This is a genomic window from Azospirillum sp. A26 (assembly GCF_042604635.1).
Taxonomy (GTDB): domain Bacteria; phylum Pseudomonadota; class Alphaproteobacteria; order Azospirillales; family Azospirillaceae; genus Azospirillum; species Azospirillum palustre.
Genome location: NZ_CP170476.1, coordinates 414,419 through 439,066 on the forward strand (window position 1 = coordinate 414,419; position 24,648 = coordinate 439,066).

Here is a 24,648-nt window from a genome sequence, read left to right on the forward strand (position 1 = left end):
GCGGGGCCCCCCCCTCTCCCCGGGGGGGAGAGGATGATTTTTCTCGGTGGGTTGAAAGAGCGTCCTCATGCCGCCCGCCTCACGAAATGGCCGGGGGCCGCTTCCACCAGGGGGGGCGGGGCGCCGTCGGGGGTGGGGCGGAAGGGTTCGGGCCACAGGTCGGGGCGGCCGGCGCCCAAGGCTACGGTGGCGACGTCGATGGGACGGTTCACGTCCGGCTCCGGCGAGGCGGCGATCAGCGCGCGGGTGTAGGGGTGCAGCGGGGCGGAGAACAGGATGGCGGGCGGCGCCTCCTCCATCACCCGGCCGGCGCGCATCACCGCGACACGGTCGGCCAGCCGCGCCACCACCGCCAGATCGTGCGAGATGAACATCAGGCTGAGGCCAAGACGCTGCTTGATCGATTCCAGAAGGTCGAGCACCTGCGCCTGGACCGACACGTCGAGCGCTGAGGTCGGCTCGTCGCAGATCAGCAGCTGCGGGTCGAGCGCCAGGGCGCGGGCGATGCCGATGCGCTGGCGCTGGCCGCCGGAGAAGGCGTGCGGATAGCGGTTGGCCCAGGCGGGGTCGAGCCCGACCTGCGCCATCAGCGCCCGCACCCGCTCGCGGCCCTCGCCGCGGCCGCAGACGCCGTGGATCGCCAGCGGCTCGGCGATGATCTCGCCGACGCTCATGCGGGGGCTGAGCGAGGCGTAGGGGTCCTGGAACACCATCTGGGCCCGGCGGCGGTAGGCGGTCAGCTCCGGCCCGGCGGCGGAAAGGAGGTCGAGCGGCGGTTCGCCGGCGGATGCCCGGAACAGCAGGCGGCCACCGGGATCCGGCCGCTCCGCCAGCATGGCCAGCCGCGCCAGCGTCGTCTTGCCCGATCCTGACTCGCCGACGATGGCCAGCGTCTCGCCGCGGCCGACCGACAGGTCGACGCCGGCCAGCGCGCGGATGCGGACGTTGCCGCGCTCGTAGGTCTTGGCGACGCCGTGGAATTCCAGGATGGGGTCGTGCACGGCGCCGTTGCCTTGCGCGCAGACCGTCTCCGGGATGGAGGGGGCGGCGGCCATCAGCTTGCGGGTGTAGCCGTGCAGCGGCCGGCCGAGAACGTCGGCGCAGGCCCCCGATTCCATCACCCGGCCGGCGCGCATCACCACCACCGCGTCGGCCATGTTGGCGACGACGCCCAGATCGTGGGTGACCAGCAGCACCGCCATGCCGGTCTCGCCCTGCAACTCCTTGATCAGGGCCAGCACCTGGGCCTGGAGCGTGACGTCGAGCGCGGTGGTCGGCTCGTCGGCGATCAGCAGCTGCGGGCGGGCGACCATCGCCATGGCGATCATCGCGCGCTGGCGCAGGCCGCCCGACAGCTGGAACGGATAGGAGCGGAAGGCGCGGACCGGATCGGGAAAGCCCACCCGCTCGAACATGGCGAGGCAGCGCTCGCGGGCACCGGCCCGGTTGCAGTTGCCGTGCAGCCGCAGCACCTCCATCGTCTGGTCGCCGATGGTGTGCAGCGGCGACAGCGCGCTCATCGGTTCCTGGAAGATCATCGAGATGCGGCTGCCGCGGATGTCGCGCAGGCGGGCCGGCGACAGGCGCAGCAGGTCGACCGCCTCGTCTCCCGCCTCGGCCCCTGGGCCGAACAGGATCGAGCCGCCGATGACCGTCGCCCCGCGCGGCAGGATGCCGAGGATGCTGCGGCAGGTCAGCGTCTTGCCCGATCCGGACTCGCCGACCAGCGCCACGCTCTGCCCGGCGCCGATGGAGAAGCCGACGCCGTCGACCACCGGATGGGGGGCGTTGCGGAAGCGGATCGTCAGGCCCTCAACCTTCAGCATCGGCGCGTCTCCAGGCTCATCGATCCTTGCCTCACCCCTCACCCTTCCCAGGCTCCGCCTGGGCCCCTTCCCTCTCCCGGGGCGGGAGAGGGATTTGGAGAGCCGGAGGCGGGACGGCCGGGGCTTCGCTGGTCAGGCGCTTGCCGATCTGCTGGATCACCCGCATCGGCAGGTCCGGCACCGACGACAGCAGGCGCAGCATGGTCGGCCCGTCCAGCCGCAGCAGCCGCAGGTCGGTGCGGGCGCGGATGGTGGAGAAGCGCCGGACGCCGGCCAGAAGCTCCAGCTCGCCGATCACCTCCGGCGGCTTGATGTAGGCGATGTGCAGCGGCGGCTGGCCATCCGGCATCAGCCGCACCAGCTCCGCCTCGCCTTCCGCCAGGACGAAGGCGAATTCCGACTGTTCGCCGCTGCGGTAGATGAAGTCGCCGGCCGCGACCGTGCGCCATTCCGACGCCGCCAGCAGCCGGCGCAGCACCGTTTCCGGCAGGTCGGAGAAGACGGGAGAGCGCGACAGCAGGCGCAGCGCCGGCTCGTCGGTGCCCTCCCCGTCTCCCGGCGCGGTGTCCTCGTCCTGGTCGGCGCCGTTCTGGCCGCGCCGGACCAGCCGGCCATCCTCCAGGTCGTAGAGCGCGTCGAAGGCGGGGTCGTCGGAAATCCGCTCCTCCAGCACGATCAGCGTCATGGTCGGCAGCAGTTTCTTCATGGCCTGGAAGATGCGCAGCCGCTCTTCCGGATCGTAGCTGTTCAGAGCCTGATAGATGACGAAGATGTCGGGTTTCTTCATCAGGCCGCGGATCAGCTGCACGCGCTGGCGCACGCTGATCGGCAGCAGCGAGCCGCCGATGCCGACCTCGCCCAGCGCCACCAGGATCAGCACGAAGGCCCGCGCGTCGGTCCGTTCCAGCGCCTCGTCCACCAATGCCCGCAGCTTGGTGATGGCGCGCGGATCCTCGGTGGTGATGCGGCCGAACAGAAGGTTGTCCATCACGTTCAGGCGCGGGTGGTAAAGGTCGGGATCGAAGACGGCGACCTTGTCGCGCAGCTCGTGCGGCATGTCGTCCAGCAGGCGGCGGCGGACCGCCATGATCGCCTCGCGCTCCTGCGGCGGGATGTAATCCATGCCGTCGCGCTTGGGCACGATCATCAGGAACATCGTGGCGAACAGCAGCGTGTCGGCCTCCTGATGGCGGCGCTGCGGCCGTTCGGACCGGCGCTTCAGCCGGGTGACCGCCTCCACCAGCTCCTCGAACAGGGCGTCGTCGATGTGCGGATAGCGCATGATCATGACGTCGCCGTCGTCGCTGTCGCGATAGACGCCGACCACCCGCATGGCGAAGCGGCGGCCGGTGCGCACCGCGGCGTCCCACAGCCCGTGCTCCTCCATCAGGCCGCGGACGGTGGGGTTGCAGACCATGCGGGCGACCGTCAGCCGCTTGCCGTCGGGCAGGCCGAACAGCATGTTCTCGGCGAGGCTGGCATAGGGGTTGAAGCGGTCGCGCTCGAAGCGGGCCAGCAGCGTGTCCATCCCGCGTTCGCTGATGGCGTCGCGCAGCCAGTGGCGGGCGCGCAGCAGCGGCTGGGCGACGAAGGGGTAATCGTCGGGGTCGAACACCTCGCGCAGGCCGCGCTGGTAGACCGCGCCCTCGCCGCCGGTGGCGGCCAGGCACTGCATGAACCAGGGGCGCAGGCTGGTCCAGTCGGTGGCGCCGATCATGGCGAAATCGGTCCAGATCCCATCCATGCTGTCGGTGGAATTGCCCGACGCCTCGGCCTCGACGATCTCGCGGCGGCGGGCCGGGGTCATGCTGTCCGGGTCGTCGGCCGGCGGGCGGTGGCGCAGGCCGTAGGTGATGTTCTGCATCATGCTGCCGGTGAACATGCGCGGCTCCGGGCTGGCATAGGCCATGCGGCGGCCCAGCAGATCCAGCGGCAGCTCGTCCAGCGTGCGGTCGCCGATGGCGATCCGGCCGGAGGTCGGCGGCGACAGCCGCACCAGCACCTCGGCCAGGCGGCGCAGCGCCAGCGCGTTCGTGCCGGCGATGCCGACGATGGCGCCCGGCGGCACCTCCAGCGACAGGCGTTGCAGCATGCGGTCGCCGTATTCGTTGGCCCAGGTCACCGCCTCCAGCCGCAGCGGGGCCTTCAGGTCGGTCGGGGTGGCGGGCGTCGGCGTGGCCCAGTCGAACAGGAAGGGGGGAGAGAACTGCTCGGCGATCTGCTCGTACTTGATCTGGGCGTCGATCATGTTCTGGTAATAGTCGAGCAGCTCCTTCCAGGGCGCCGTCAGGTCCTTGAAGGCGGAGAGTGCGGCCACCAGGGCACCGATGGTCATGTTGCCTTGCAGGACCAGATAGCCGCCGATGGAGAACAGGAAGAAGGGCGTGATCTGATTGATGAAGTTGTTCAGAAACTTGACGAAATACTTGCGCTTGTAGATCTCAAGCCTGATCCAGTAGATGCTGCCGAGGAACTGCGAGAATTCGGCCAGCACGTAGCGGACGGTGCCGTTGACGCGGACCTCGCGGATGTTCTCGACGCTTTCGCCGATGCGTTCGGACAGCTGGCGGACCTTGCGCACCCGCTCCTTGCCCAGCAGCTTCACCTTCAGCTGGAGCTTCGGGATGATGTAGGCCTGCACCGGGATGAGGGCGACCGACACCAGACCGATGGTCGGCTGCTGGATGAACAGGAACAGCAGGATGGTGAGCATCGTGCCGCCCTGGTAGAGCGGCTGGGCGAAGGAGTCGCCGATGAAGCCGGCCAGCGGTTCGGTCTCCGACGCGACGGTGGAGATCAGCTCTCCCTGGCTGACCTTGGAGAAATGCGGCAGCGGGAAGCGCAGCATGCGGTCGAGCAGGATGAAGCGCAGGCGCCGCACCTGCCGTTCGCCGACCACGCCCTTGAAGGTGTTGATCCGCATCTTGAAGGCGCCGTTGGCGAGCACCAGCGCCAGGAAGGTGAAGCACAGCACCAGGAGGTAGGTCACCGGCCCCATGGCGACGCCGAGGATCTCGCGTTCCGGCTGGGGGTCCGACAGGGCCCGGTTGATGATGATCTTCGGCAGTTCCAGCGAGGCGTAGAGCACCGGGAAGGAGGCGACCGTCAACAGGGCGAGCAGGATCTGCTGCCGCCCGCTGTGCTTCCAAATGAACTGAAAAATGTTGCGGTTCATCAATGGCCTTCAGCGTCGCGGCCTTCAGCGTCGCAGCCGTCGCCGGCCGCCCCTGTCATGCTGCGGAGGATGAGGGGAAATAAATTGGCGTGGCCCGGTCCGTTTTCCAACGGCGCTTTTGCCATCCTCCCCGCTTCGCTCAGCTTTCCACCCTCCAGGCATGGTAGGTCCAGCGCTCGTCGGGCGGCAGGTCGAGCCGGGTCCAGTTGGGCCGGTCCAGCGGCCGGTCGGACAGCACGACGCCGCCGGGCAGCACCAGCGCATCGATCAGCGGCGCCAGCCACGCCGCCTGCGCGGCGTCATGGTTGCGGTCGGTGCTGCCGAAATCGGCATGGGCCAGCCGGGCGCAGCGGCCGAACCGCTCCGCCGCCGCCGGCATGGTTTCCTTGAAATCGCCGACGAACAGGCGGTCCTCGTCGGGCGTCAGTTCCGGCGGCACGCGGACCCACATGTCGAAGACCAGGATGTCGCGCGGCGGGAACAGGTGGCGCAGATGGTCGAAGGTGCGGCCCTTGCCCAGGCCGACTTCCAGCACCAGACCGTCGCGGCCGGCGACGGCACGCTCCGCCCAGGCCAGCGCGTCGCGCTGCACCGTCATGCGGTCGATCATCCGGTCGAGCAGCGACCGGCTTTCCCCACCATTGCCAACATCGCCATTGCCAACACCGGCCGCCATCGGCCCCACTCCCCTTGCCAAGCGCCCGAATGGCACGGGTGCAGTGTGGAAGTCCGCGCGCGCGCCGTCGAGACAAATTGTCGCGTGATCGGGAGCCGGCGGCGGTCCTGTCGCCCTGCCCTGCTTCAGGGACGGCCCTTTCAGGGACGGTTGGGGTCGAAGCGCTTCGCCAGCCCCTGCCAGCAGCGGTAATAATCGTGCTGCAACTCCGCGGTTTCCAGTGCGTGCCGCGTCGGACGGATCACCGCACGGGTTTCGACCATGAAGGCCATGGTGTCGGCGACCCGCTGCGGCCGGCTGGTGTCGGCGGATGTCGCCTTGGCGAAGGTCTCGGCATCGGGGCCGTGGCCGCTCATGCAGTTGTGCAAGGACGCACCGCCGGGCAGGAAGCCCTCCTCCTTCGCGTCGTAGACGCCATGGATCAGGCCCATGAACTCGCTGGCGACGTTGCGGTGGAACCAGGGCGGACGGAAGGTGTCCTCCTGCACCAGCCAGCGCGGCGGGAAGATGACGAAGTCGATGCTGTCGACGCCGGGGGTGTCGCTGGGCGAGTGCAGCACCAGGAAGATCGACGGGTCGGGATGGTCGAAGCCGATCGAGCCGATGGTGTTGAAGCGGCGCAGATCGTATTTGCAGGGCGCGTGGTTGCCGTGCCACGCCACCACGTCCAGCGGCGAATGGTCGATGCGGGCGGTCCACAGAGCGCCGTCGAACTTCGCCACCAGTTCGAAGTCGCCGTCGACATCCTCGTACCAGGCGTCGGGCGTCAGGAAGTCGCGCGGGTTGGCAAGGCCGTTGGAGCCGATGGGGCCGAGATCCGGCAGGCGGAACGGCGCGCCGAAATTCTCGCAGACATAGCCGCGGCCCTCGCCGTCCAGCAGTTCGACGCGGAACCGGATGCCGCGGGGGATCAGCGCGATCTCCTGCGGCTCGACCTCCAGCACGCCAAGCTCGGTGAACAGGCGCAGGCGGCCCTGCTGCGGCACGATCAGCAGCTCGCCGTCGGCATCGTAGAAGAAGCGGCCCTCCATCGACCGGTTGGCGGTGTAGAGATGGATGCCGCAGCCGGTCTGCGCCTGCGGCCCGCCGTTGCCGCCCATGGTGACGAGGCCGGCGACGAAGTCGGTGGGGGCGTCCGGCATCGGCGGCGGGTTCCAGCGCAGCTGGGTCGGCGGCGCCGGCACCTCGTCGAAGCGGCTGGTCAGGCGGCCGGACTCCAGCGGGCGGAAGGGTTCGTGCACCACCGCCGGGCGGATGCGGTAGAGCCAGGAGCGCCGGTTGTGGGCGCGCGGCGCGGTGAAGGCGGTGCCGCTGATCTGTTCGGCATAGAGGCCGTAGGGCGGGCGCTGCGGCGAGTTGCGGCCGACGGGCAAGGCGCCGGGCAACGCCTCGGTCGCGAATTCGTTGCCGAAGCCGGACCGGTAGGTGAATGCGGAGGACGTCATGCGGGCTGCTCCCTTCTGCGAGGAGCGCCGGCGACAGGCGCCGGGCGCGACCATTTGCCGCTGATATAGTTTCTTTTGAAACTATGCGCCAGGGGAAAATGGGGGGTGCCGCTGCGGACGCCCCCTCCCCTCAGTTCATCGGGCGGTCGGGCAGGTCCAGCAGGAAGTCGCCGCCTTCGTCGTAGCCGGCGGTGCGGATCACGCCGTATTGCGGAGTCTGCGGCGCCTCGCTGGTCACGTCCTGGCGGACCTCCTGATAGAGGGCGTAGCCACTGCTGTCCTTCGGCAGGCCGAGCACCCGCGTCTTCAGCGCCACCGCGAAGGGGGAATTCACCTCGCCGTCGGCGACCGGCTCGTCGCCGCCCGACGACAGGGCCATGACCGAGCGGCGCTGCCGGATCTCCGTCTCGCTGGCGAGGCGGCTGGCATCGACCTTCTGCTCCTTGGTGAAGGCGCCGGAATAGCAGCTGTCGGACACCACCATCACATGCTTGGCCGGCATGCGGCTGAGGAAGCGGCCGATGTCGTTGTTCGACACCCAGTTGCGGGCGCTGGTCGTCTCCGCATCGGCCGGCAGCCAGTAGCCGGTGCCGGTCTCCGCCAGCTCATAGCCGTGGCCGGCGTAATAGACCATCACCTGATCCTGCTCGCCGACCTCGCGGCCGAGCTTGCGCAGCGCCTCGCCGATCTGCGCCTTGGTCGGGTTGCGCAGCACCCGCGTCTCGTAGCCGAGATGGTCGTTCAGCGCCTTGCCCACCGCCTTGATGTCGGCGCCGGGCGTGGCGAGCGCCGGGATGGCGCCGTCGCGGTAGCTGTCGACGGCGATCATCAGGGCGATCTTGCGCGGCTTCGGCGGGGCGGCCGGGTCGGGAGCGGCAGTGGCGCTGTCGATGGCGATGCGCTGCTCCGTCGTCTTGCCGTCCTCGTCGGTCATGGTCAGGGTGGCTTCCTTCGCCCCCGGCTCCACCGGGATGCTGGTGCGGAACTGGCCCTGTTCGTCGATGAAGACCCAGCGGCCGTTCACCCGTGCTTCGGCCAGATTGGCGCTGTCGGCGACGACGCCGCGGAGCGTCATGGTGCCGCCGCGGGTTCGGCCGCCCTGCGCCTGCCGCAGGCTGGGCAGTGCCGAGGCGGCGGACGCGCGGCCGAGCATGTCCGCCGCCGCCGGGTTCGCCACCAGCTGGCGCAGCGCGCCGGAGAAGGCCTGGGTGCGCTGTTCGCGCTCCACCCGCTGCACCATGGCGAGGTAGGTGCGGGCGACCTGGGGCGGCAGGCTGGCCTGCGCCGCCGCGGCGCGCACCTGGGCGTAGCCGCCGGGCTGGCCCGACGCGCTGTTCTGCAGGATGCCGCCGACGCGCGCCGCCACCGGATCGCTGCTGGCGGTCAGCCCGCCGATCAGGGTGGCCACCGGCACGCTGGCCAGCACCGCGCGCTGCTCGGCCAGCGACAGGCCGCCGCTCGCCAGCGCCGACACCGCCTGGACCATGCCGCCGTTGCCGGCCGCCTGGATGAGGGAGACGGCCGCCGCTTGCACCTGCGGGGAGGCCAGAAGCTGCGGCCCCGGCTGCGACAGGGTGGCGCCGGAGGAGTAGGCCGCCGCCGCGTCCGCCGTGAAGGAGACCGAACGGCCGGAGGCGAGCACCACCGTCGCCGGGCCCGGCGGCGGCGGCGGCGAGGCCGGGGCGCCGTTGGACGGGGTGTTGTTGGAGGCGGAACTGCCGCCAGGGGACTGGGTGCCCTGCCCTTCCGCGGTCTGGGACGCGGTTTGGCTGGCCGTGCCCTGGCTGGCCGTGCCCTGTTCCAGCGTCGCCAGCAGGGTCTGCGGCGTGGCCGCGCCCGCTTTGGCTCCGGTGGCCGTGGTGCCAGTCGCGCCGGTGCCGGTCGTTGCCGGGTTCGTGGCGATCTGGGCCACCGTTTGCAGCGCCGCCTGCACGGGGCTGGAGGCGGACGCGGCGGACTGGCTGCCGGCCGTCGCGGTGGTCGTGGTGGTGGTTTCTGTCCCCGGGGGCGCAGCGTCCGTCGTTCCCGTGCCTGTCGGTCCCGTACCCGTGGTGCCGGTCCCGGACGTGTCCGTCCCGGTCCCCGTTGACGGGGTGGTGGTGGTCGGCGTCGTCGGCGTGCTGGTGGACGGCGTATCGGTTCCGCCACCGCTGCCGGTGTCGGTGCCCGGACTGGTGGGCGTCGTCGGCGTTGTCGGCGTCGGGTCCGTCACCGGCGGCGTCACCGGCGGCGGAGGCGGTGGTGGGGGCGGAGGAGGCGGAGGAGGTGGCGGTGGCGGCGGCGGGGGCGGGGGCGGGGGCGGCGCCGGCGTGCTGCTGATCGTCACGGCGCCGTTCCTGTACAGGGCCGAGGCGGTGCCGTGGGGGCCGGCGGTTCCGGCGGTGCCTTGCAGGGTCACCTCTCCGGCGGCGGCGACGATCTGGATGTTGCCGTTGTTCTCGGCGTCCAGCCCGATGCCGGCGACCTCGAAATCGGCCCAGGACGCGCCGCCCTTGCCGGCGATGGAGACGCCGCCGGACGACAGCAGCCCCACCCTGCCCTGGAGCATGACGCCCCAGGACTCGATGGAGTCCGCTTCGCTGGCGTCGCCGTCGATCAGGATGGCGTCGGGGGCGGTGGAGCCCGCCGTGACGGTCGGCCCGCCCTGGTCGTTGCTTTCGATCAGCACGCCGGCGTTGCGCGTGTCGGACTGGGAGGTCGTCTTGCCATGGATGGCGATCTTGCCGGTGGCGGCGCCGATGGTCGAACCGCCGTTGATCAGGACGCCGTGGGTGCCGTTGCTGTACCCCTCGCCCTCGCCGCGGATCGAGATGGAGCCGCGCCCGGTGTAGAGCGAGCTGTTGGCGATCGACACGCCGGCCCAGTCGCCATAGTCGGCCTTGGCCGCCATGCCCGCCGGATCGCTGCCGCCGCCCAGGACGATGTCGCCGCCGGCGGTCGCGATGCTGCTGCTGCCCAGGCTGATGGCGCCGCCATAGCCGCTGCGGTTGCTGTTCAGCGTGACCGGCCGGTCGGCGGCGACGATGTGGCTGTCCATCAGGGAGATGCCGGACCCCGCCCTGAGCGTCACGGCGCCGTCGGAGGTCAGGCTGCTGTCGTAATCCAGCACGAGGTTGCCGCCCGACTCCACCGTGATCGGGGCGTTGCCGTTGCGGATCACGGCGCCGCTCAGCTGGATGTCGCGGCTGGAGTTGGCGCCCGCCCTGATGGCGATGGCTCCGTTGCCCTGCACCGTGATGGAGGAGTCGTCGGTGACGCGGATCGCATCGTTGCCTTGGGAACTCTCGCCATGCCCCTCGGTGCCGGTGATGGAAACGGCGCCCCCCCCGGTCTGGAGCGTGGAGGCGGACAGCAGCACGCCGACATTGTCGCCGTAATACATGCCGTTGCCGCCCTCGCCGTTCAGCGTGATCAAGCCGCTCCCGGTGGTCAGCTGGCTGTCGTACAGCGCGATGCCGTGGTTGCCGTCACCGTTGTTCTCGCCGCCGTTGCCGTTGATCAGGATGGAGCCGGCGCCGGTCGAGACGATTGTGTCGTGGAACTCCACGCCGACCCGGTCGGAGCTGGGCGAAAAGCCGCCGGACATGCCGGTGGCGGGCTTCATCGCCGGGTTGGAACCGCCGCCGACGATGAAGGCGCCGCCATTGGTGGTGATGGCGATGGGCGACGTGCCGGAGGTCCCCGCCATCCGGACGATGCCGTTGCCGGTGCCGGTCGCGGCGTTCAGGGTGAGGTTCAGGGCACCTGCGGTGGACACAATGCTCTGGTTGACGACGATGTTGCGGTGGGCCTTCAGCGTCAGCGACGCGTCCCCGCCCGCTGACTTCGTGATCGCCTGATCGACCGTGATGTCGCCGGCATCGATCCCCGTCGATTCGGTTTGCAGCGTGACGCTGGTTCCGCCGTTCAGCGCGGTCTGGATGGTGTCGGCGGTGATGGTGCCGCCGGTCGCCGATACCGTGATGTCGGTCGGGTCGAGCAGCCAGAAGCCGCCAGCCACTATCCCCTGCCCTGCCCGCGCCCCGGCATCGACGCTGCCGCGCACATGCAGCGACAGCTTGCCCGACGTCTCGACGAAGCCGCCGTTGCCGCCGGCCGCACCGCCGCGGGCGGACACGGCGCCGTCGAAACGGGTGCTGCCCTCGGCCCACACCACCACCTTGCCGCCCTTGCCGTTGTCGGTGGCGTCGGCGGCGATGGTCGCGCCCTGCGCCACCACCGTCTCGATGGACGGCGGCACCGGCTTGCGCGCCGGGCGGATGGTGTAGCCGGCCAGCGCGGCGGCCGCCGCCCTGCCGCCCTGCACGTCGCCGCCGATCAGCACCTCCCCGCCCCCGGCGGGACCGGAAGCGGTGACGCGGGCGGTGGCGGTCAGCGCCGTGCGGTTGCCCGACACGGTGACGGAGCCGCCGGTTTGCCCCTTGCCGTTCTGGCCGGCGCCGCTGCCGCTGGCGTCGAGGCTGCCCGACACCTCCACATCGCCGCCGTCGCCGAGCAGGACGATGTCGCCGCCCTGCAGCTCCACCCGGCGGGCCTGGACGGTGCCGGACATGTTGACGACGCGGTCCATCAGCCCCTTGGCGGCGCTCGCCGTCATCTGCACCCGGCCGCCGTCGGCGAAGATCCTGCCGCTGTTGCTGACCAGCGCGTCCACCGGCTTGCCGTCGGCGCCGACCGGACGGGCGTCGGTTTTGGCGTCCATCGCGATGTTGATCTTCTGGTCGCCGAACAGGTCGACGACGAAGCGGCGGCCCGAGGCCAGCGTCACCTCGCCCATGCGGGCCTGGATGGTGCCGCGGTTGGCGACGCCGGGGGCGACCAGCGCCGCCAGACCGGCCTGGGCCACCGTGATCGTGCCCTCGTTCTCCACCGTCGCGGTGGAGCCGGCGTGGCCCTCGAAGTTGTAACGGCCGGCCATGAAGTCGGCGTTGCGGATGTCGTGGGTGGTGGCGACCAGCCCGCCGACATCGACCCGGGCGTTCGGGCCGAACAGGATGCCGTTGGGGTTGACCAGCCAGACCTGCCCATTCGCCGTCAGCCGCCCCAGGACCGCCGACGGATCGGAGCCGGTGACGCGGTTGAGGGTGATGGCGCCGGCGTCGGGCTGCTGGAAGTTGGTGTGCTCGCCCTCGGCGATGCCGAAGCGCTGCCAGTCGATCACCGCCTTCGGCGTCGACTGGATGATGTCGAGCCGGCCGGGAGCGGTCGCGTGGATGGTGGCCGCACCGTCGGTGACCACGCCGCCTTCCGGGTTGGCGCGTGCGGGGAGGGGCAGGGCGAGGAAGGCGGTCAGGATCGCCAGGCGCGCCGCCCCGGCCAGAGCCGTGCTGTGACACAATGCCGCCCGCCGCCGTGCACCGTCCCGGCGGACCGCCGTCCTGCCGTGCACATCCAACTCCCGCCCCGATCCCCGCATCACCGACCCAACCCCCAATGCCGCCCCCGACTCTTGCGGGAAGGCAATACGCTGTTCAAAACCCTGGAATGCGAAACATTTTAGCGACGGAGGGCAGGTACGGAAATCCCGAAAGTGGTGACAGATTGTTTCGTGCCGGCAACAGAGGCGGTTGGACCGGGGCAGGGGGAAGCGTTACCGGTAACGGAAATGAGGGCGAGGCGTTACCGGTAACGGCTTTGGTGGTACAGAGATCGCCTATTTCCATGGCGCAGGTGCCGCCTTTGCCCTTTCGGGGACCGGGACGATCCGCTAAGAAGAAGGCCATCAGACGACTGGCACGCGATGCAGGGGGAACAGATGGCCGATCCGACCGCCGTCGCCACAAGGAAATCCGCGGGCAAATCCACAGGTAAATCAACCGGCAGGTCGGCAACCCAGGGCGCTGACGGTACGGTAAACAAGGCTGCGCCGCTGCCCGCGCGCTGGGTGGTGTACAGTGCGCCGAAGGGCGGGACCGGCAAGACCACCAGCTGCAAGAACACCGCCGTGGCCGCGGCCAAGGACGGCATGCGGGTGGCGACGCTGGATTTCGATCCGCAGCGCACGCTGGGCCAGTGGCACGAGCTGCGCCGTCCGCACGATGTCGCGTCCATCGACCATTACGAAGGGACGCTGGACGACATCGAGGCGGCGCTCGCCCAGATCGATCCCAGCCGCTACGACGTGGTCTTCGTCGACACGCCGCCGTCGGTGGAGCTGTATCCGGAGGCGACCAAGATCCTGCTGCGCCGCGCCGATCTGGTGCTGGTGCCGACCGGGGTCGGCCGCTTCGACAAGATGAGCGTCATCCCCTGGATGGAGTTCCTGCGCGACTATGGCCGCCCCGCCGCCTTCCTGCTGAACCGGGTCAAGCGCCGGTCGGTCAGCCTGCGCGAGGCGAAGCTGGAGCTGGGCCGGGTTGGCCGGCTGGTGCCGCACGAGGTGCCGGACATCGAGGACATGCACCGGGTCGACGATGTCGGCTGCTCCATCGTCGATGTCGGCGCGGTGAATGGCGCCGACGAATGCCTGGGCGCCTGGTACTTCATCCGGCACGAGCTGGGGATCTGAACCCCAGGGGGGATTTGAACATGGCCAACGTGAAGTCCTTCATGAAGAAGGTGGCGGAGCAGGGCAAGGCCGCCCCGCCGCCGGATGCCAAGACCGAGGTAGCGTCTACCCCAGTGCATGGTGGGGGGCGGTCGGGGGCCGCCGTGGCGCCGTCGAAGGCGGACCGCCGGGCGTCGGACATCAGCGATGCTATCGTGCCCTGCCACACCCGGCAGGAATTCGCCCAGGAAATCCGCTATCACTGGAACCGCAGCCGCAAGGAGTTCCTGTCGATCGGCCGGTACCTGAACCGCGCCAAGGAAATCCTGCCGCACGGCGACTTCGAGGCGATGATCGAGAGCGACATGCCGTTCTCGGTCGAGACCGCCTTCCGCTTCCGCGCGGTGGCGGAGGCGGTGGACACCGGCCGGCTGTCGCTGGACGTTCTGCCGGGGGCGGAAAGCGTCGCCTACCAGATCGTCACCATGACGCCGGACGAGCTGGAACGCGCCAAGGCGCAGGGGCTGATCCGTCCCGACGTGACCCGCCGCCAGTTGATCGACTTCAAGCGCTCGCTGCGCCCGCCGAAGGACGTGACGCCGAACGACCGGCGCCGGCAGCTGCTGGCGGACTATGCCCGGCTGCGCGTCCGCATGGCGGAAATCCGCGACGAGCTGCGGCGCGACCATGGCATCGACCCGGAGCATGACGATCATGTCCGCTCCGGCCGGGCCGGCGTCACCATCGATGTGGAGGCGGAGGATATCGGGGCGGAAGCCGAGGACGACCGGCGGTAAAGCGGGCTGATCAGCCCGTAAATCCGGTTTTCAGTGGTTGTGCGAGGTGTGGGAGGCGGGGCTGTCGTCGCTGCGGCGCGACGGCGGGCTGCCGCTGCCCAGCAGGTTGGTCAGGGACCGGAAATCCCGCTGGAAATTGCTGAAGAAGTCGCCGTCGCCGCCGCGCGACGCCCGCGCGGACGAACCGGCCATGCTGTGGCTTTCCGGGCCGCCAAAGCTGCGGCCGCTGCTGCGGGCGCGGCGGTCCGGGGCTTTCGGCTTGCGTGACGGCGTGACCAGCGGCGGGGGAGGGGCCTCCGGCAGCGCCGCGGTTTCGGGCGCGCGGGCGAAGGCATCGCCGCACAGTCCGCGGTCGGAGGCCTGCTCCAGGCGGCCCGGATCGAGCAGCCAGCAGTCGAAGGCGTCCGTCTGCGGCTTCGACGGGGCGGGGGAGGGCAGGGGGGCGGCGGACTGCTGGTGGACCTCCTGGACCTCCGGTGCCGACAGCAGCGGTTCCGCCGCGGCTGGGACTGCCGCAGGCATGGCGAGCAGGGCCGCAAGTGCCGCCGCCATCACCGCTCCGCTGCCTCTTACCGTCCGGCCTTCGCCCGGCATCCTGCATCCTCTCGGCCGTCGCATCCGCGTCGCTTAACAGATAAACGCAAGAGAGCGCCTGTTCGTCCGCACGAAATGGGGGCGCTGCCCCGGAAGATGCGGTACCCCTTCGGATCAGGCTCTTTCGGCCGTACATCTCCCATTGGCGTGCGACTCAGGGGATGGCCCCCGTGCGCGGCGTTGTCGCAGGGGCGGGTTGGCGCTCTTGTCAGGCGGGCGGCTTGATGGGAGAGTCCGGCCGCTCATTCACCCTGCAAGAACGGACGGCGCGCCGGCGGACATGGCCGATTTCAACTGGAACGACCTGCGCTTTTTCCTGGCGGTGGCCCGGGCCGGCACGCTGACCACGGCGGCTCAGCGGCTGCGCGCCGACCACACCACGGTCAGCCGCCGCATCACCGCGCTGGAGGACGCGTTGCGCGTCACCCTGTTCGAACGGCGGCCCAGCGGCTTTACCCTGACGCCGCAGGGCGAGCGGTTGAAGCAGACGGCGGAGGTGATGGAGAGTGCCGCCCTGCTGGCCCAGGGCATGGTGGCCGACGGCGATCTGGCGCTCGCCGGTGCGGTGCGGATCGGGGCGCCGGACGGCTTCGGCAGCTGTTTCCTGGCGCCGCGCATCGGCGCCTTGTGCGAACGCCATCCGGAACTGGAGGTGCAGCTGGTCGCCATGCCGCGCGTCTTCAGCCTGTCCAAGCGCGAGGCCGACATCGCCATCAGCCTGTCGCGCCCGCAGGAAGGGCGGCTGTTCGCGCGGAAGCTGACCGATTACCGGCTGGGGCTGTACGGGACCGCCGCCTATCTGGAGGCAAGACCGACGATCCGCAGCCGCGGCGACCTGCGCGGCCATTCCTTCATCGGCTATATCGACGATTTGATCTTCGCGCCGGAACTGGACTATGTCGAGACCATCGGCGAGGTGGCGCCGCGGATCAAGAGCAGCAGCCTCGTCGCCCAGCTGAAGGCGACGCTGGCCGGGGCCGGCCTGTGCATGCTGCCCGCCTTCATCGCGGCCGGCGAGCCGGATCTGGTGCCGGTGCTGCCCGACGAGCTGACGATCACCCGGTCCTTCTGGCTGATCGTGCACGAGGATCTGCGCTCGCTGGCGCGGATTTCGATGACCGCCGACTACATCGCCGATCTGGTGCGGCGGGAGCAGGCGCTGTTCCTGCCCCCGCCGGCCAGTTGATTTACCGCATCCTGATTTACCGCGTGGGTCAGCCTTCGCCGCGCAGCATGCGGATGATGCCGGAGAAGTCGGCGCCGCCCTCGCCTTGCGCGTTCATCATGGCGTAGAGCTGCGCCGCCGCGGCGCCCAGCGGGGTGGGAGCACCGGCACTTTGCGCCGCTTCCTGGGCCAGCTTCAGGTCCTTCAGCATCAGGGCCGCCGCGAAGCCGGGCTGGTAATCGCGGTTGGCCGGGCTGGCGGGGACCGGACCGGGGACCGGGCAGTAGCTGGTCAGTGACCAGCACTGGCCCGACGAGGTCGAGGACACGTCGAACAGCGCCTGATGCGACAGGCCGAGCTTCTCCGCCAGCACGAAGGCCTCGCAGACGCCGATCATCGAGATGCCGAGGATCATGTTGTTGCAGATCTTCGCCGCTTGGCCGGCACCGGCGCCGCCGCAATGGACGATCTTCTTGCCCATGGCCTCCAGGATCGGACGGGCGCGCTCGAAGGCGTCCGCCTCGCCGCCGGCCATGAAGGTCAGGGTGCCGGCGGCGGCACCGCCGACGCCGCCCGACACCGGCGCGTCGAGCGAGGCGGCGCCTTTGTCGGCGGCAAGCGCATGCGCCTTTCGGGCGGAGTCCACGTCGATGGTGGAGCAGTCGATCAGCAGCGCGCCCGGCCGGGCCAGCGGCGCGATGTCGCCATAGACGCCCAGCACGTGGCGGCCGCCCGGCAGCATGGTGATGACCACTTCGGCCGCCGCGGCGATGGCGGCGGGCGACTGGCCGATGGTGACGCCGGCTGCCTTGGCCGCCTCGATGGCGGCGGGCACGAGGTCGTAGCCCACCACCTGATGCCCCGCCTTCACGAGGTTCGCGGCCATCGGGCCGCCCATGTTGCCCAATCCGATGAAACCGATCACCGCCATCGTCGCGTCTCCCGTTGGTTTGGTTTTTATGGTGCTTCCCCCTCTCCCCCCCGGGGAGAGGGTCGGGGTGAGGGGGATGCACATGCTGGATTTATCAGGGTGTGAAGGTGCGCGCTTCTTGAAGATCCTCGCCGCGCGACCCCCTCACCCTAACCCTCTCCCCGGGGGGGAGAGGGGACTAAGGGTCGTGTCGGTCAGGCCATCCGCCCGATTTCGCTGCGCGAGACGATCAGGCGCATGATCTCGTTGGTGCCTTCCAGGATCTGGTGGACCCGCAGGTCGCGGACGATCTTCTCCACGCCGTAATCGGCCAGATAGCCGTAGCCGCCGAACAGCTGGAGCGCGTTGTTCGCCACCTCGAAGCCGGTGTCGGTGGCGAAACGCTTCGCCATCGCACACAGGCGTGTGGCGTCCTGGCTCTTCGCATCCAGCGCCGAGGCGGCGCGGTGGACGAAGGTGCGGGCGGCCTCAAGCTCCGTCGCCATGTCGGCGATGCGGAACTGCAGCGCCTGGAAGCGGTCGAGCGTCTGGCCGAAGGCCTTGCGCTCGCTCATGTAGGTCAGCGCCTTGTCCAGCGCCGCCTGGGCGCCGCCGATGGAGCAGGCGGCGATGTTGATCCGGCCGCCGTCCAGACCCTTCATGGCGAACTTGAAGCCCATCCCCTCCTGCCCCAGCAAGGCGGATGCCGGGATGCGGGCGTCCTCCAGGATGACGGCGCGGGTCGGCTGGGCGTTCCAGCCCATCTTGTGCTCGTTGGCGCCAAAGGACAGGCCAGGGGTGTCCCTGGGCACCAGGAAGGCACTGATGCCGCCAGGGCCGTCCTCGCCGGTGCGGGCCATGACGAGGTAGAGATCGGAGCTGCCGGCGCCGGAAATGAACTGCTTGGCGCCGTTCAGGACGTAACTGTCGCCGTCGCGCACGGCTTTGGTCCGCAAGGCCGCGGCGTCGGAACCGGCGTTGGCCTCGGTCAGGCAATAGCTGGCGAGCCATTCCATGCGGGAGAGCTTGGGCAGCCAATGGGCCTTCTGCTCGTCGCTGCCGAAATTGTCCACCATCCCCGCCACCATGTTGTGGATGGAGATGTAGGAAGCGATGGTCGGGCAGCCCTGGCTCAGCGCCTCGAAGATCACCACGGCGTCGAAGCGGCTGAGCGCCGAGCCGCCATGGTCCTCCGACACATAGATGCCGCCCATGCCGAGTTCGCCGGCGGCGCGCAGGGTGTCGACGGGGAAATGCTTCTTCTGGTCCCATTCGACGGCGTTCGGCGCCAGCTCCTCGCGGGCGAAGGACAGCGCCATGTCACGGATGGCGACCTGGTCTTCGGTCAGTTCAAAGGACATGCGTCACCTCCCTCCAAATCTCCCTCTCCCCCCCGGGGAGAGGGTCGGGGTGAGGGGGATGCACAGGATGGATTTTCCGAGAATCCTCGCCGCGCGTCCCCCTCACCCTAACCCTCTCCCCGGGGGGGAGAGGGGATAATATGCTTAACCCATCACTCCATGGTCGGGATGACGAAGCTGGCGCCTTCCTTGACGCCCGAGGGCCAGCGGGAGGTGACGGTCTTGGTCTTGGTGTAGAAGCGCACCGCGTCGGGGCCGTGCTGGTTCAGATCGCCGAAGCCCGACCGCTTCCAGCCGCCGAAGGTGTAGTAGGCGAGCGGAACCGGGATCGGAACGTTGATGCCGACCATGCCGACATCGACACGGCTGGCGAAGTCGCGGGCGGCGTCGCCGTCGCGGGTGAAGATGGCGACGCCGTTGCCGTACTCGTGGTCGTTCGGCAGCGACAGCGCTTCTTCGTAAGAGTCGGCGCGGACGACGGAGAGGACCGGGCCGAAGATCTCCTCCTTGTAGATGCGCATGTCCGGCTTCACCTCGTCGAACAGGCAGCCGCCCATGTAGAAGCCGTTCTCGTAGCCCTGCATCTTGAACTCGCGGCCATCGACCGCCAGCTTGGCGCCTTCCTTGACGCCGAGATCGACGTAGGACTTCACCCGCTCCAGATGCTCGGCGGTCACCAGCGGGCCGAAATCGGCGCTGCTGTCGGTCGAGGGGCCGACCTTCAGGCTTTCCACCCGCGGGATCAGGCGGTCCATCAGGGCGTCGGCGGTCTTCTTGCCAACGGGCACGACGACGGAGATCGCCATGCAGCGCTCGCCCGCCGCACCGAAGCCGGCGCCGATCAGCGCGTCGGTCGCCTGGTCGAGGTCGGCGTCCGGCATCACCAGCGCGTGGTTCTTGGCGCCGCCGAAGCACTGCACGCGCTTACCGGCCGCACAGCCGCGGTTGTAGATGTATTCGGCGATCGGGGTGGAGCCGACGAAGCCCACCGCCTTGATGTCGCGGTCGTCGAGGATGGCGTCCACCGCCACCTTGTCGCCATGGACGACATTCAGGATGCCCGCCGGCAGGCCGGCTTCCAACATGAGCTCAGCCAGCTTGACCGGCACGCCCGGCGTGCGCTCCGACGGCTTCAGGATGAAGGCGTTGCCGCAGGCGATGGCCGGGGCGAACTTCCACATCGGGATCATGGCCGGGAAGTTGAACGGCGTGATGCCGGCGACGACGCCCAGCGGCTGGCGCATCGAATAGATGTCGATGCCGGGGCCGGCGCCGTCGGTGAACTCACCCTTCAGCAGGTGCGGGATGCCGCAGGCGAACTCCACCACCTCCAGACCGCGCTGGATGTCGCCCTTGGCGTCGACGATGGTCTTGCCATGCTCCAGCGACAGCAGCAGCGCCAGCTCGTCGTAATCGCGCTGGACGAGGTCGAGGAAGCGCATCAGCACGCGGGCGCGGCGTTGCGGGTTGGTGGCGGCCCAGCCGCGCTGCGCCTGCTTGGCGTTCTCGACCGCGGCGCGCATCTCCTCGACGCTCGCCAGCGGCACGCGGGCGCGCACCTCGCCGGTCATCGGGGAGTAGACGTCGGCGAACCGCCCCGACGTGCCGGAAACCAGCTTGCCGCCGATCAGGTGCTGAAGTTCGGTGATCATCCTATTGTCCTCCCTCAGGATTGTTTGTCACCATGTGGACCTGAGCGGCCATGCGGATCGACCCGAAACTTTGCGCATCGGTTGTGCAGGAATGCGGCAAGGGGTGTGCAGGATGGCCGGGAGCGCCGTTTCCACGTCCGTCCGACCTGTCCCCAAAGGTGTGTGGAGAGTTGAAACCCCACCGCTTATAGTGCGCCCGCGCAGTCCGGACCGGAATCCGATCCGGGCCGTGCGGGGATTGCCGCAGAAACGGCGAAGCGGAATGGACATGACCAGCCACGAAGACGTCTTCGACACGCCGGAGACACGGCAGCCGACCATCCTGTCGGTCTACAATCAGAAGGGCGGCGTCGGCAAAACGACCACCTCGGTGAACCTCGCGCTCGCGCTGGCGGCGCTGGGCAAGAGCGTCGTGCTGATCGATTTCGACCCGCAGAGCAGCGCCACCAGCAACTTCCTGCTGCGCGACAAGGCCAAGGTCGGCATCAACGACCTGCTGCGCAAGGAAACCTTCGTCGAGGACGCCATCACCCCGACCGCCTTCGACGGGCTGTCGATGATCGTCGGCGCGCGCAAGCTCTACTCGCTGGAGCATGCGCTGGACAGCCGCGGCGGCTCGCAGCGGGGCCTGCGCAAGGCGCTGCATTTCTCGCGCAACCCGCCGGACTATGTCGTCATCGACTGCCCGCCGGCGCTGGGCCATCTGGCGGCCGGCGCGCTGGCGGCGTCGGACCGGCTGATCGTGCCGGTCTTCCCCGGCCGCTATGCGCTGGACGGGCTGCGGCGCACCTTGCAGGTGGTGGAGCATATCCAGAACGGGCTGAACCCCAGCCTGACGCTGGCCGGCATCCTGATGCTGTCGATCACCAACGACGAGGTCGGGCGCGAATCGCTGACGCAGCTGCGCAACGAGTTCCCCGAACAGATGTTCCGCACCGCTTTCCCCTATGACGTGGATGTGGTGAAGGCGACATACCGCCGTATGCCGGCGGCGATCTTCACGCCGGAAGGGCGGACGACCAGCCGCTTCGCGGCGCTGGCCTGGGAGATCGTCCATGGCCGTGGCGCCGCTCCCGACGAATCCCAGCTGAAGCCGGCGCTGGAGCGCATCCACTCCTGGCACGAGGCGACCGACACCTCCTACAGCGCGCGGCGTGCGTCCTCCATCGACGAGGGCGACGAGCCCGGCGGCAGTGCTGGCAATGGCGGGCGGCAGGCGGAGCGGGCGCAGTCCTCCGGCCGCGGCGGGATGGGGGCCGGCATCGTCGGGCTGGCGATCGGGCTGATCGGCGGCTTCGCGCTGGGGGCGGCCATCGGGCAGCCGATCCTGGGCAGGCTGCTTGGGCTGGGGGGCTGAGGCGCTTTTCCCGCCAGACCGCCGGCTAAGCGCCTGTTGGGCGCCTGCGCAGCGCTATGCGCAGCCATGCGGCGACCGGAGGGCGTTTGGCGGCCGGACGGGTTGGTCTGGAGCGGGGCGTGACATACATCTCGCCGATCCGCGGCGGGGCAGGGCAGACGCCTGGTCTTCCTTCTCCCTTGGCTCCCGCCGCCACCGATTAGATCGAGACGGGAATTCGCATGTCCGCTCTGTTCACGCCCTTCACGCTGAAGGACGTCACCCTGCGCAACCGCATCGCGGTTCCGCCAATGTGCCAGTACAGCGCCGTCGACGGCGTCGTCAACGACTGGCATCTCGCCCATTATCCCGGCCTTGCCCGCGGCGGCGCCGGTCTGGTGATCGTCGAGGCGACGGCGGTGTCGCCGGAAGGCCGCATCACGCCGGGCTGCACCGGGCTGTGGACCGACGCCCAGGCGGAAGGGATGGCGCGCATCGCCGCCTCCATCGCCGCCGCCGGTGCCGTCCCCGGCATCCAGATCGGCCATGCCGGCCGCAAGGCCAGCGCCAACCGCCCGTGGGAAGGCGACGACCACATCGCCGAGGGCGATCCGCGCGGCTGGGACACGATTTCACCGTCGGCGGTGCCCTTCGGCCATCACCTGCCCAAGGTGCCGAAGGCGATGACGCTGGACGACATCGCCCGCGTCCGCGCCGATTTCGTGGCCGCCGCCGTCCGCGCCCGCGATGCCGGCTTCAAGTGGCTGGAGCTGCATTTCGCCCATGGCTATCTGGGGCAGAGCTTCTTCTCGGTCCATGCCAACACGCGCACCGACCAGTATGGCGGCGACCTTGTCGGGCGCAGCCGCTTCCTGCTGGAGACGCTGGCGGCGGTGCGCGAGGTGTGGCCGGAAAACCTGCCGCTGACCGCCCGCTTCGGCGTGATCGAGTATGACGGGCGCGATGAGCAGACGCTGGCCGAGTCGATCGAACTCGCCCGCAACTTCCGCGCCGGCGGGCTCGACCTGCTGAGCGTCAGCGTCAGCTTCTCCACCCCCGACGCGCAGGTGCCGTGGGGGCCGGCCTTCCTGGCGCCGGTGGCGGAGCGGGTGCGGCGCGAGGCGGAGTTGCCGGTGGCGGCGGCCTGGGGCATCGACGCGCCGAAGATCGCCGACCGCACCGTCGCCGACGGGCAGCTCGATCTGGTGATGGTCGGCCGCGCCCATCTCGCCAACCCGCATTATCCCTACCGCGCCGCCAAGGAGCTGGGCGTCGAGCGTCCGTCCTGGGTGCTGCCGGCGCCCTACGCCCACTGGCTGGAGCGCTATCGCGCCACCGACACCGTCACGGCGGACTGAGGCCGAGCGACTTCGCGGTGTGAACGCACAGGAGCCCTCTCCCGTCCCGGGAGAGGGCGATTATCGCCACATGCGATGCTCGGTGAATGTTCGGTGAAGATTTGGTGACGGCGGCAACCGTCCCGTGTTCGGCGGGTTAAGCGATGGCCGTGCCGCGGACCGCATCCGGGCGGTTCCGGTGCCGCGATCTGACCCTCTCGAACAGCGAGCACGACCATGTCGGACACCACACTGCCGTCTGGCGCTTCGCCGCCGGTTCGCGGTCCCAATCTTCACCAGAAGCCGCACTCCGCCCTGCCGGTGGCGTTCCTCGTCGTGTTGGCCGCCGGTCTCGGCTATGCGGTCCATGGCTTCGTCACCGACCTGCAGCGGGTCGACCAGCCGCCGCTGGCGACGGGAGCTTTCCTGCTTCTCGGTCTGGCGCTGCTGATCGCGCTGGGCTTCGAGTTCGTCAACGGCTTCCACGACACCGCCAATGCGGTGGCCACCGTCATCTACACCCACAGCATGCCGCCGGTGCTGGCGGTGCTATGGTCCGGCGCCTTCAACTTCCTGGGCGTGCTGCTGTCATCGGGGGCGGTGGCCTACAGCGTCATCACCCTGCTGCCGGTGGAACTGATCCTTCAGGTCGGCAGCAGCGCCGGCTATGCCATGATCTTCGCCCTGCTGATCGCCGCCATCATCTGGAACCTGGGAACCTGGGCGCTCGGGCTGCCCAACAGCTCGTCCCATGCCCTGATCGGCTCGGTCATTGGGGTCGGCCTCGCCAACCAGCTGATGGCGCCGGAGGGCCAGGCGACCTCCGGCGTGGAGTGGGGACAGGCCTTCGGTGTTCTCCAGGCCCTGCTGTTCAGCCCGGTGATGGGCTTCGTGCTGGCCGCGATACTGCTGCTGGTCCTGAAGCGCGCGGTGAGGAACCGGCGCCTGTTCGAACCGGCCGATCCCAGCCGCCCGCCGCCGCTGTGGATCCGCGGGCTGCTGATCCTGACCTGCACCGCCGTGTCCTTCGCCCATGGCGGCAACGACGGCCAGAAGGGCATGGGGCTGATCATGCTGATCCTGATCGGCGCGGTGCCCACCGCCTATGCGCTGAACCGCACCATGCCCGACAGCACCACCCCCGCCTTCATCGAGACCACCCACCGCGCCGAAGCGATCCTGCGCTCGCACGCGGACGGACGCCAGCCGGCATCGGCGGAGGAGGCGAGGCGGATGGTCGGCGACGCCCTGCGGACCAAGGAGCTGAACCGGCCGGAGGTCTATGGCGCGCTCGCCGTGCTGTCCGCCGACATCGCCCAGGGCGTGCAAAGCTACGGCGCCATCAAGCATGTGCCGGCCGAGGCGACGTCCAACATGCGCAACGACATGTATCTGGCCGCCGATGCCGTCCGCCTGCTGCCGAAGGCCGGCGCCAGCCTGCCCGACGAAGAGGCCAAGACGCTGAAATCCTATCAGGAGGCGCTGAACGCCGGCACCCGCTTCATTCCCGACTGGGTGAAGTTCTCGGTCGCGGTGGCGCTCGGGCTCGGCACCATGGTCGGCTGGCGCCGCATCGTCGTCACCGTCGGCGAGCGGATCGGCAAGCAGCATCTGGCCTATGCCCAGGGCGCTTCGGCGGAGATCGTCGCCGCCGGCACCATCGGGCTGGCGGAGATCTACGGCCTGCCGGTGTCGACCACCCACATCCTGTCGAGCGGCGTCGCCGGCACCATGGCGGCGAACGGCTCCGGCCTGCAATGGAGCACGGTGCGCAACATGGCGATGGCCTGGGTGCTGACCCTGCCGGCCGCCATCACGCTGGCCGGCCTGCTGTACTACCTGCTGCGGCACCTGTTCTGAACCCTGGCCGGCGCGCGTCCCGCCGGT

Annotated in this window: 15 protein-coding genes; 6 read left to right on the plus strand and 9 right to left on the minus strand. The window is 69.7% G+C overall.

Annotated elements, in window-relative coordinates; all coding sequences use genetic code 11:
• Window positions 1-65 precede the first annotated feature (65 nt).
• The 5 genes from ABNQ39_RS32800 to ABNQ39_RS32820 form a co-directional block, all read right to left on the minus strand.
• Window positions 66-1,826 (minus strand): ABC transporter ATP-binding protein, encoded by a 1,761-nt coding sequence (locus ABNQ39_RS32800; protein WP_376966436.1) that lies wholly within the window; start codon window positions 1,824-1,826, stop codon window positions 66-68.
• A gap of 31 nt (window positions 1,827-1,857) precedes the next feature.
• Window positions 1,858-5,001 carry an ABC transporter transmembrane domain-containing protein gene (locus ABNQ39_RS32805; RefSeq protein ID WP_376966438.1) on the minus strand — a complete coding sequence of 1,048 codons (3,144 nt, stop codon included), beginning with the start codon at window positions 4,999-5,001 and terminating at the stop codon, window positions 1,858-1,860.
• Window positions 5,002-5,140: 139 nt separating this feature from the next.
• Window positions 5,141-5,677 (minus strand): class I SAM-dependent methyltransferase, encoded by a 537-nt coding sequence (locus ABNQ39_RS32810; RefSeq protein WP_376966440.1) that lies wholly within the window; start codon window positions 5,675-5,677, stop codon window positions 5,141-5,143.
• A 140-nt stretch (window positions 5,678-5,817) separates the two neighbouring features.
• Window positions 5,818-7,122, minus strand: coding sequence for a homogentisate 1,2-dioxygenase (hmgA, locus tag ABNQ39_RS32815; protein WP_376966442.1), 1,305 nt, complete (start codon window positions 7,120-7,122; stop codon window positions 5,818-5,820).
• Between the two features lie 130 nt (window positions 7,123-7,252).
• A complete protein-coding gene (locus ABNQ39_RS32820) occupies window positions 7,253-12,511 on the minus strand; it encodes a two-partner secretion domain-containing protein (protein ID WP_376966444.1) in 5,259 nt (1,752 codons plus the stop codon).
• Window positions 12,512-12,877: 366 nt separating this feature from the next.
• Between ABNQ39_RS32820 and ABNQ39_RS32825 the strand changes: the two genes are divergently transcribed.
• Both ABNQ39_RS32825 and ABNQ39_RS32830 read left to right on the plus strand, forming a co-directional pair.
• Window positions 12,878-13,630, plus strand: coding sequence for a ParA family protein (locus ABNQ39_RS32825; RefSeq protein ID WP_376966446.1), 753 nt, complete (start codon window positions 12,878-12,880; stop codon window positions 13,628-13,630).
• 20 nt (window positions 13,631-13,650) lie between these two features.
• Complete coding sequence (locus ABNQ39_RS32830; RefSeq protein ID WP_376966448.1) at window positions 13,651-14,406, plus strand: DUF3102 domain-containing protein; 756 nt, start codon at window positions 13,651-13,653, stop codon at window positions 14,404-14,406.
• A gap of 30 nt (window positions 14,407-14,436) precedes the next feature.
• Here ABNQ39_RS32830 and ABNQ39_RS32835 read toward each other — a convergent pair whose 3' ends face one another.
• The gene (locus ABNQ39_RS32835; RefSeq protein WP_376966450.1) at window positions 14,437-14,958 is read right to left on the minus strand and encodes a hypothetical protein; all 522 of its coding nucleotides are present in this window, start codon (window positions 14,956-14,958) and stop codon (window positions 14,437-14,439) included.
• 322 nt (window positions 14,959-15,280) lie between these two features.
• Between ABNQ39_RS32835 and ABNQ39_RS32840 the strand changes: the two genes are divergently transcribed.
• Complete coding sequence (locus tag ABNQ39_RS32840) at window positions 15,281-16,186, plus strand: LysR family transcriptional regulator (RefSeq protein WP_376966452.1); 906 nt, start codon at window positions 15,281-15,283, stop codon at window positions 16,184-16,186.
• Window positions 16,187-16,214: 28 nt separating this feature from the next.
• On the opposite strand, the gene mmsB is transcribed toward ABNQ39_RS32840, so the two are convergent.
• The 3 genes from mmsB to ABNQ39_RS32855 form a co-directional block, all read right to left on the minus strand.
• Window positions 16,215-17,096 carry a 3-hydroxyisobutyrate dehydrogenase gene (gene mmsB, locus ABNQ39_RS32845; RefSeq protein ID WP_376966454.1) on the minus strand — a complete coding sequence of 294 codons (882 nt, stop codon included), beginning with the start codon at window positions 17,094-17,096 and terminating at the stop codon, window positions 16,215-16,217.
• A gap of 194 nt (window positions 17,097-17,290) precedes the next feature.
• Window positions 17,291-18,436 (minus strand): isobutyryl-CoA dehydrogenase, encoded by a 1,146-nt coding sequence (locus tag ABNQ39_RS32850; protein WP_376966456.1) that lies wholly within the window; start codon window positions 18,434-18,436, stop codon window positions 17,291-17,293.
• A gap of 152 nt (window positions 18,437-18,588) precedes the next feature.
• Window positions 18,589-20,088 (minus strand): CoA-acylating methylmalonate-semialdehyde dehydrogenase, encoded by a 1,500-nt coding sequence (locus tag ABNQ39_RS32855; protein ID WP_376966458.1) that lies wholly within the window; start codon window positions 20,086-20,088, stop codon window positions 18,589-18,591.
• A 268-nt stretch (window positions 20,089-20,356) separates the two neighbouring features.
• Between ABNQ39_RS32855 and ABNQ39_RS32860 the strand changes: the two genes are divergently transcribed.
• The 3 genes from ABNQ39_RS32860 (at window position 20,357) to ABNQ39_RS32870 (ending at window position 24,621) form a co-directional block, all read left to right on the plus strand.
• Window positions 20,357-21,445, plus strand: coding sequence for a ParA family protein (locus ABNQ39_RS32860; RefSeq protein ID WP_376966460.1), 1,089 nt, complete (start codon window positions 20,357-20,359; stop codon window positions 21,443-21,445).
• Window positions 21,446-21,666: 221 nt separating this feature from the next.
• Window positions 21,667-22,782, plus strand: a complete 1,116-nt coding sequence (locus tag ABNQ39_RS32865; protein WP_376966462.1) for an NADH:flavin oxidoreductase/NADH oxidase — start codon at window positions 21,667-21,669, stop codon at window positions 22,780-22,782.
• Between the two features lie 216 nt (window positions 22,783-22,998).
• The gene (locus ABNQ39_RS32870) at window positions 22,999-24,621 is read left to right on the plus strand and encodes an inorganic phosphate transporter (RefSeq protein ID WP_376966464.1); all 1,623 of its coding nucleotides are present in this window, start codon (window positions 22,999-23,001) and stop codon (window positions 24,619-24,621) included.
• The last annotated feature ends 27 nt before the right edge of the window (window positions 24,622-24,648 follow it).

Excerpts from the sequence above, each read along its gene's own strand:
- ABNQ39_RS32800 (WP_376966436.1), bottom strand. The coding sequence starts at position 1,826 with ATGCTGAAGGTTGAGGGCCTGACGATCCGCTTCCGCAACGCCCCCCAT.
- ABNQ39_RS32805 (WP_376966438.1), bottom strand. The coding sequence starts at position 5,001 with ATGAACCGCAACATTTTTCAGTTCATTTGGAAGCACAGCGGGCGGCAG.
- ABNQ39_RS32810 (WP_376966440.1), bottom strand. The coding sequence starts at position 5,677 with ATGGCGGCCGGTGTTGGCAATGGCGATGTTGGCAATGGTGGGGAAAGC.
- hmgA (WP_376966442.1), bottom strand. The coding sequence starts at position 7,122 with ATGACGTCCTCCGCATTCACCTACCGGTCCGGCTTCGGCAACGAATTC.
- ABNQ39_RS32825 (WP_376966446.1), top strand. The coding sequence starts at position 12,878 with ATGGCCGATCCGACCGCCGTCGCCACAAGGAAATCCGCGGGCAAATCC.
- ABNQ39_RS32830 (WP_376966448.1), top strand. The coding sequence starts at position 13,651 with ATGGCCAACGTGAAGTCCTTCATGAAGAAGGTGGCGGAGCAGGGCAAG.
- ABNQ39_RS32835 (WP_376966450.1), bottom strand. The coding sequence starts at position 14,958 with ATGGCGGCGGCACTTGCGGCCCTGCTCGCCATGCCTGCGGCAGTCCCA.
- ABNQ39_RS32840 (WP_376966452.1), top strand. The coding sequence starts at position 15,281 with ATGGCCGATTTCAACTGGAACGACCTGCGCTTTTTCCTGGCGGTGGCC.
- mmsB (WP_376966454.1), bottom strand. The coding sequence starts at position 17,096 with ATGGCGGTGATCGGTTTCATCGGATTGGGCAACATGGGCGGCCCGATG.
- ABNQ39_RS32850 (WP_376966456.1), bottom strand. The coding sequence starts at position 18,436 with ATGTCCTTTGAACTGACCGAAGACCAGGTCGCCATCCGTGACATGGCG.
- ABNQ39_RS32855 (WP_376966458.1), bottom strand. The coding sequence starts at position 20,088 with ATGATCACCGAACTTCAGCACCTGATCGGCGGCAAGCTGGTTTCCGGC.
- ABNQ39_RS32860 (WP_376966460.1), top strand. The coding sequence starts at position 20,357 with ATGACCAGCCACGAAGACGTCTTCGACACGCCGGAGACACGGCAGCCG.
- ABNQ39_RS32865 (WP_376966462.1), top strand. The coding sequence starts at position 21,667 with ATGTCCGCTCTGTTCACGCCCTTCACGCTGAAGGACGTCACCCTGCGC.
- ABNQ39_RS32870 (WP_376966464.1), top strand. The coding sequence starts at position 22,999 with ATGTCGGACACCACACTGCCGTCTGGCGCTTCGCCGCCGGTTCGCGGT.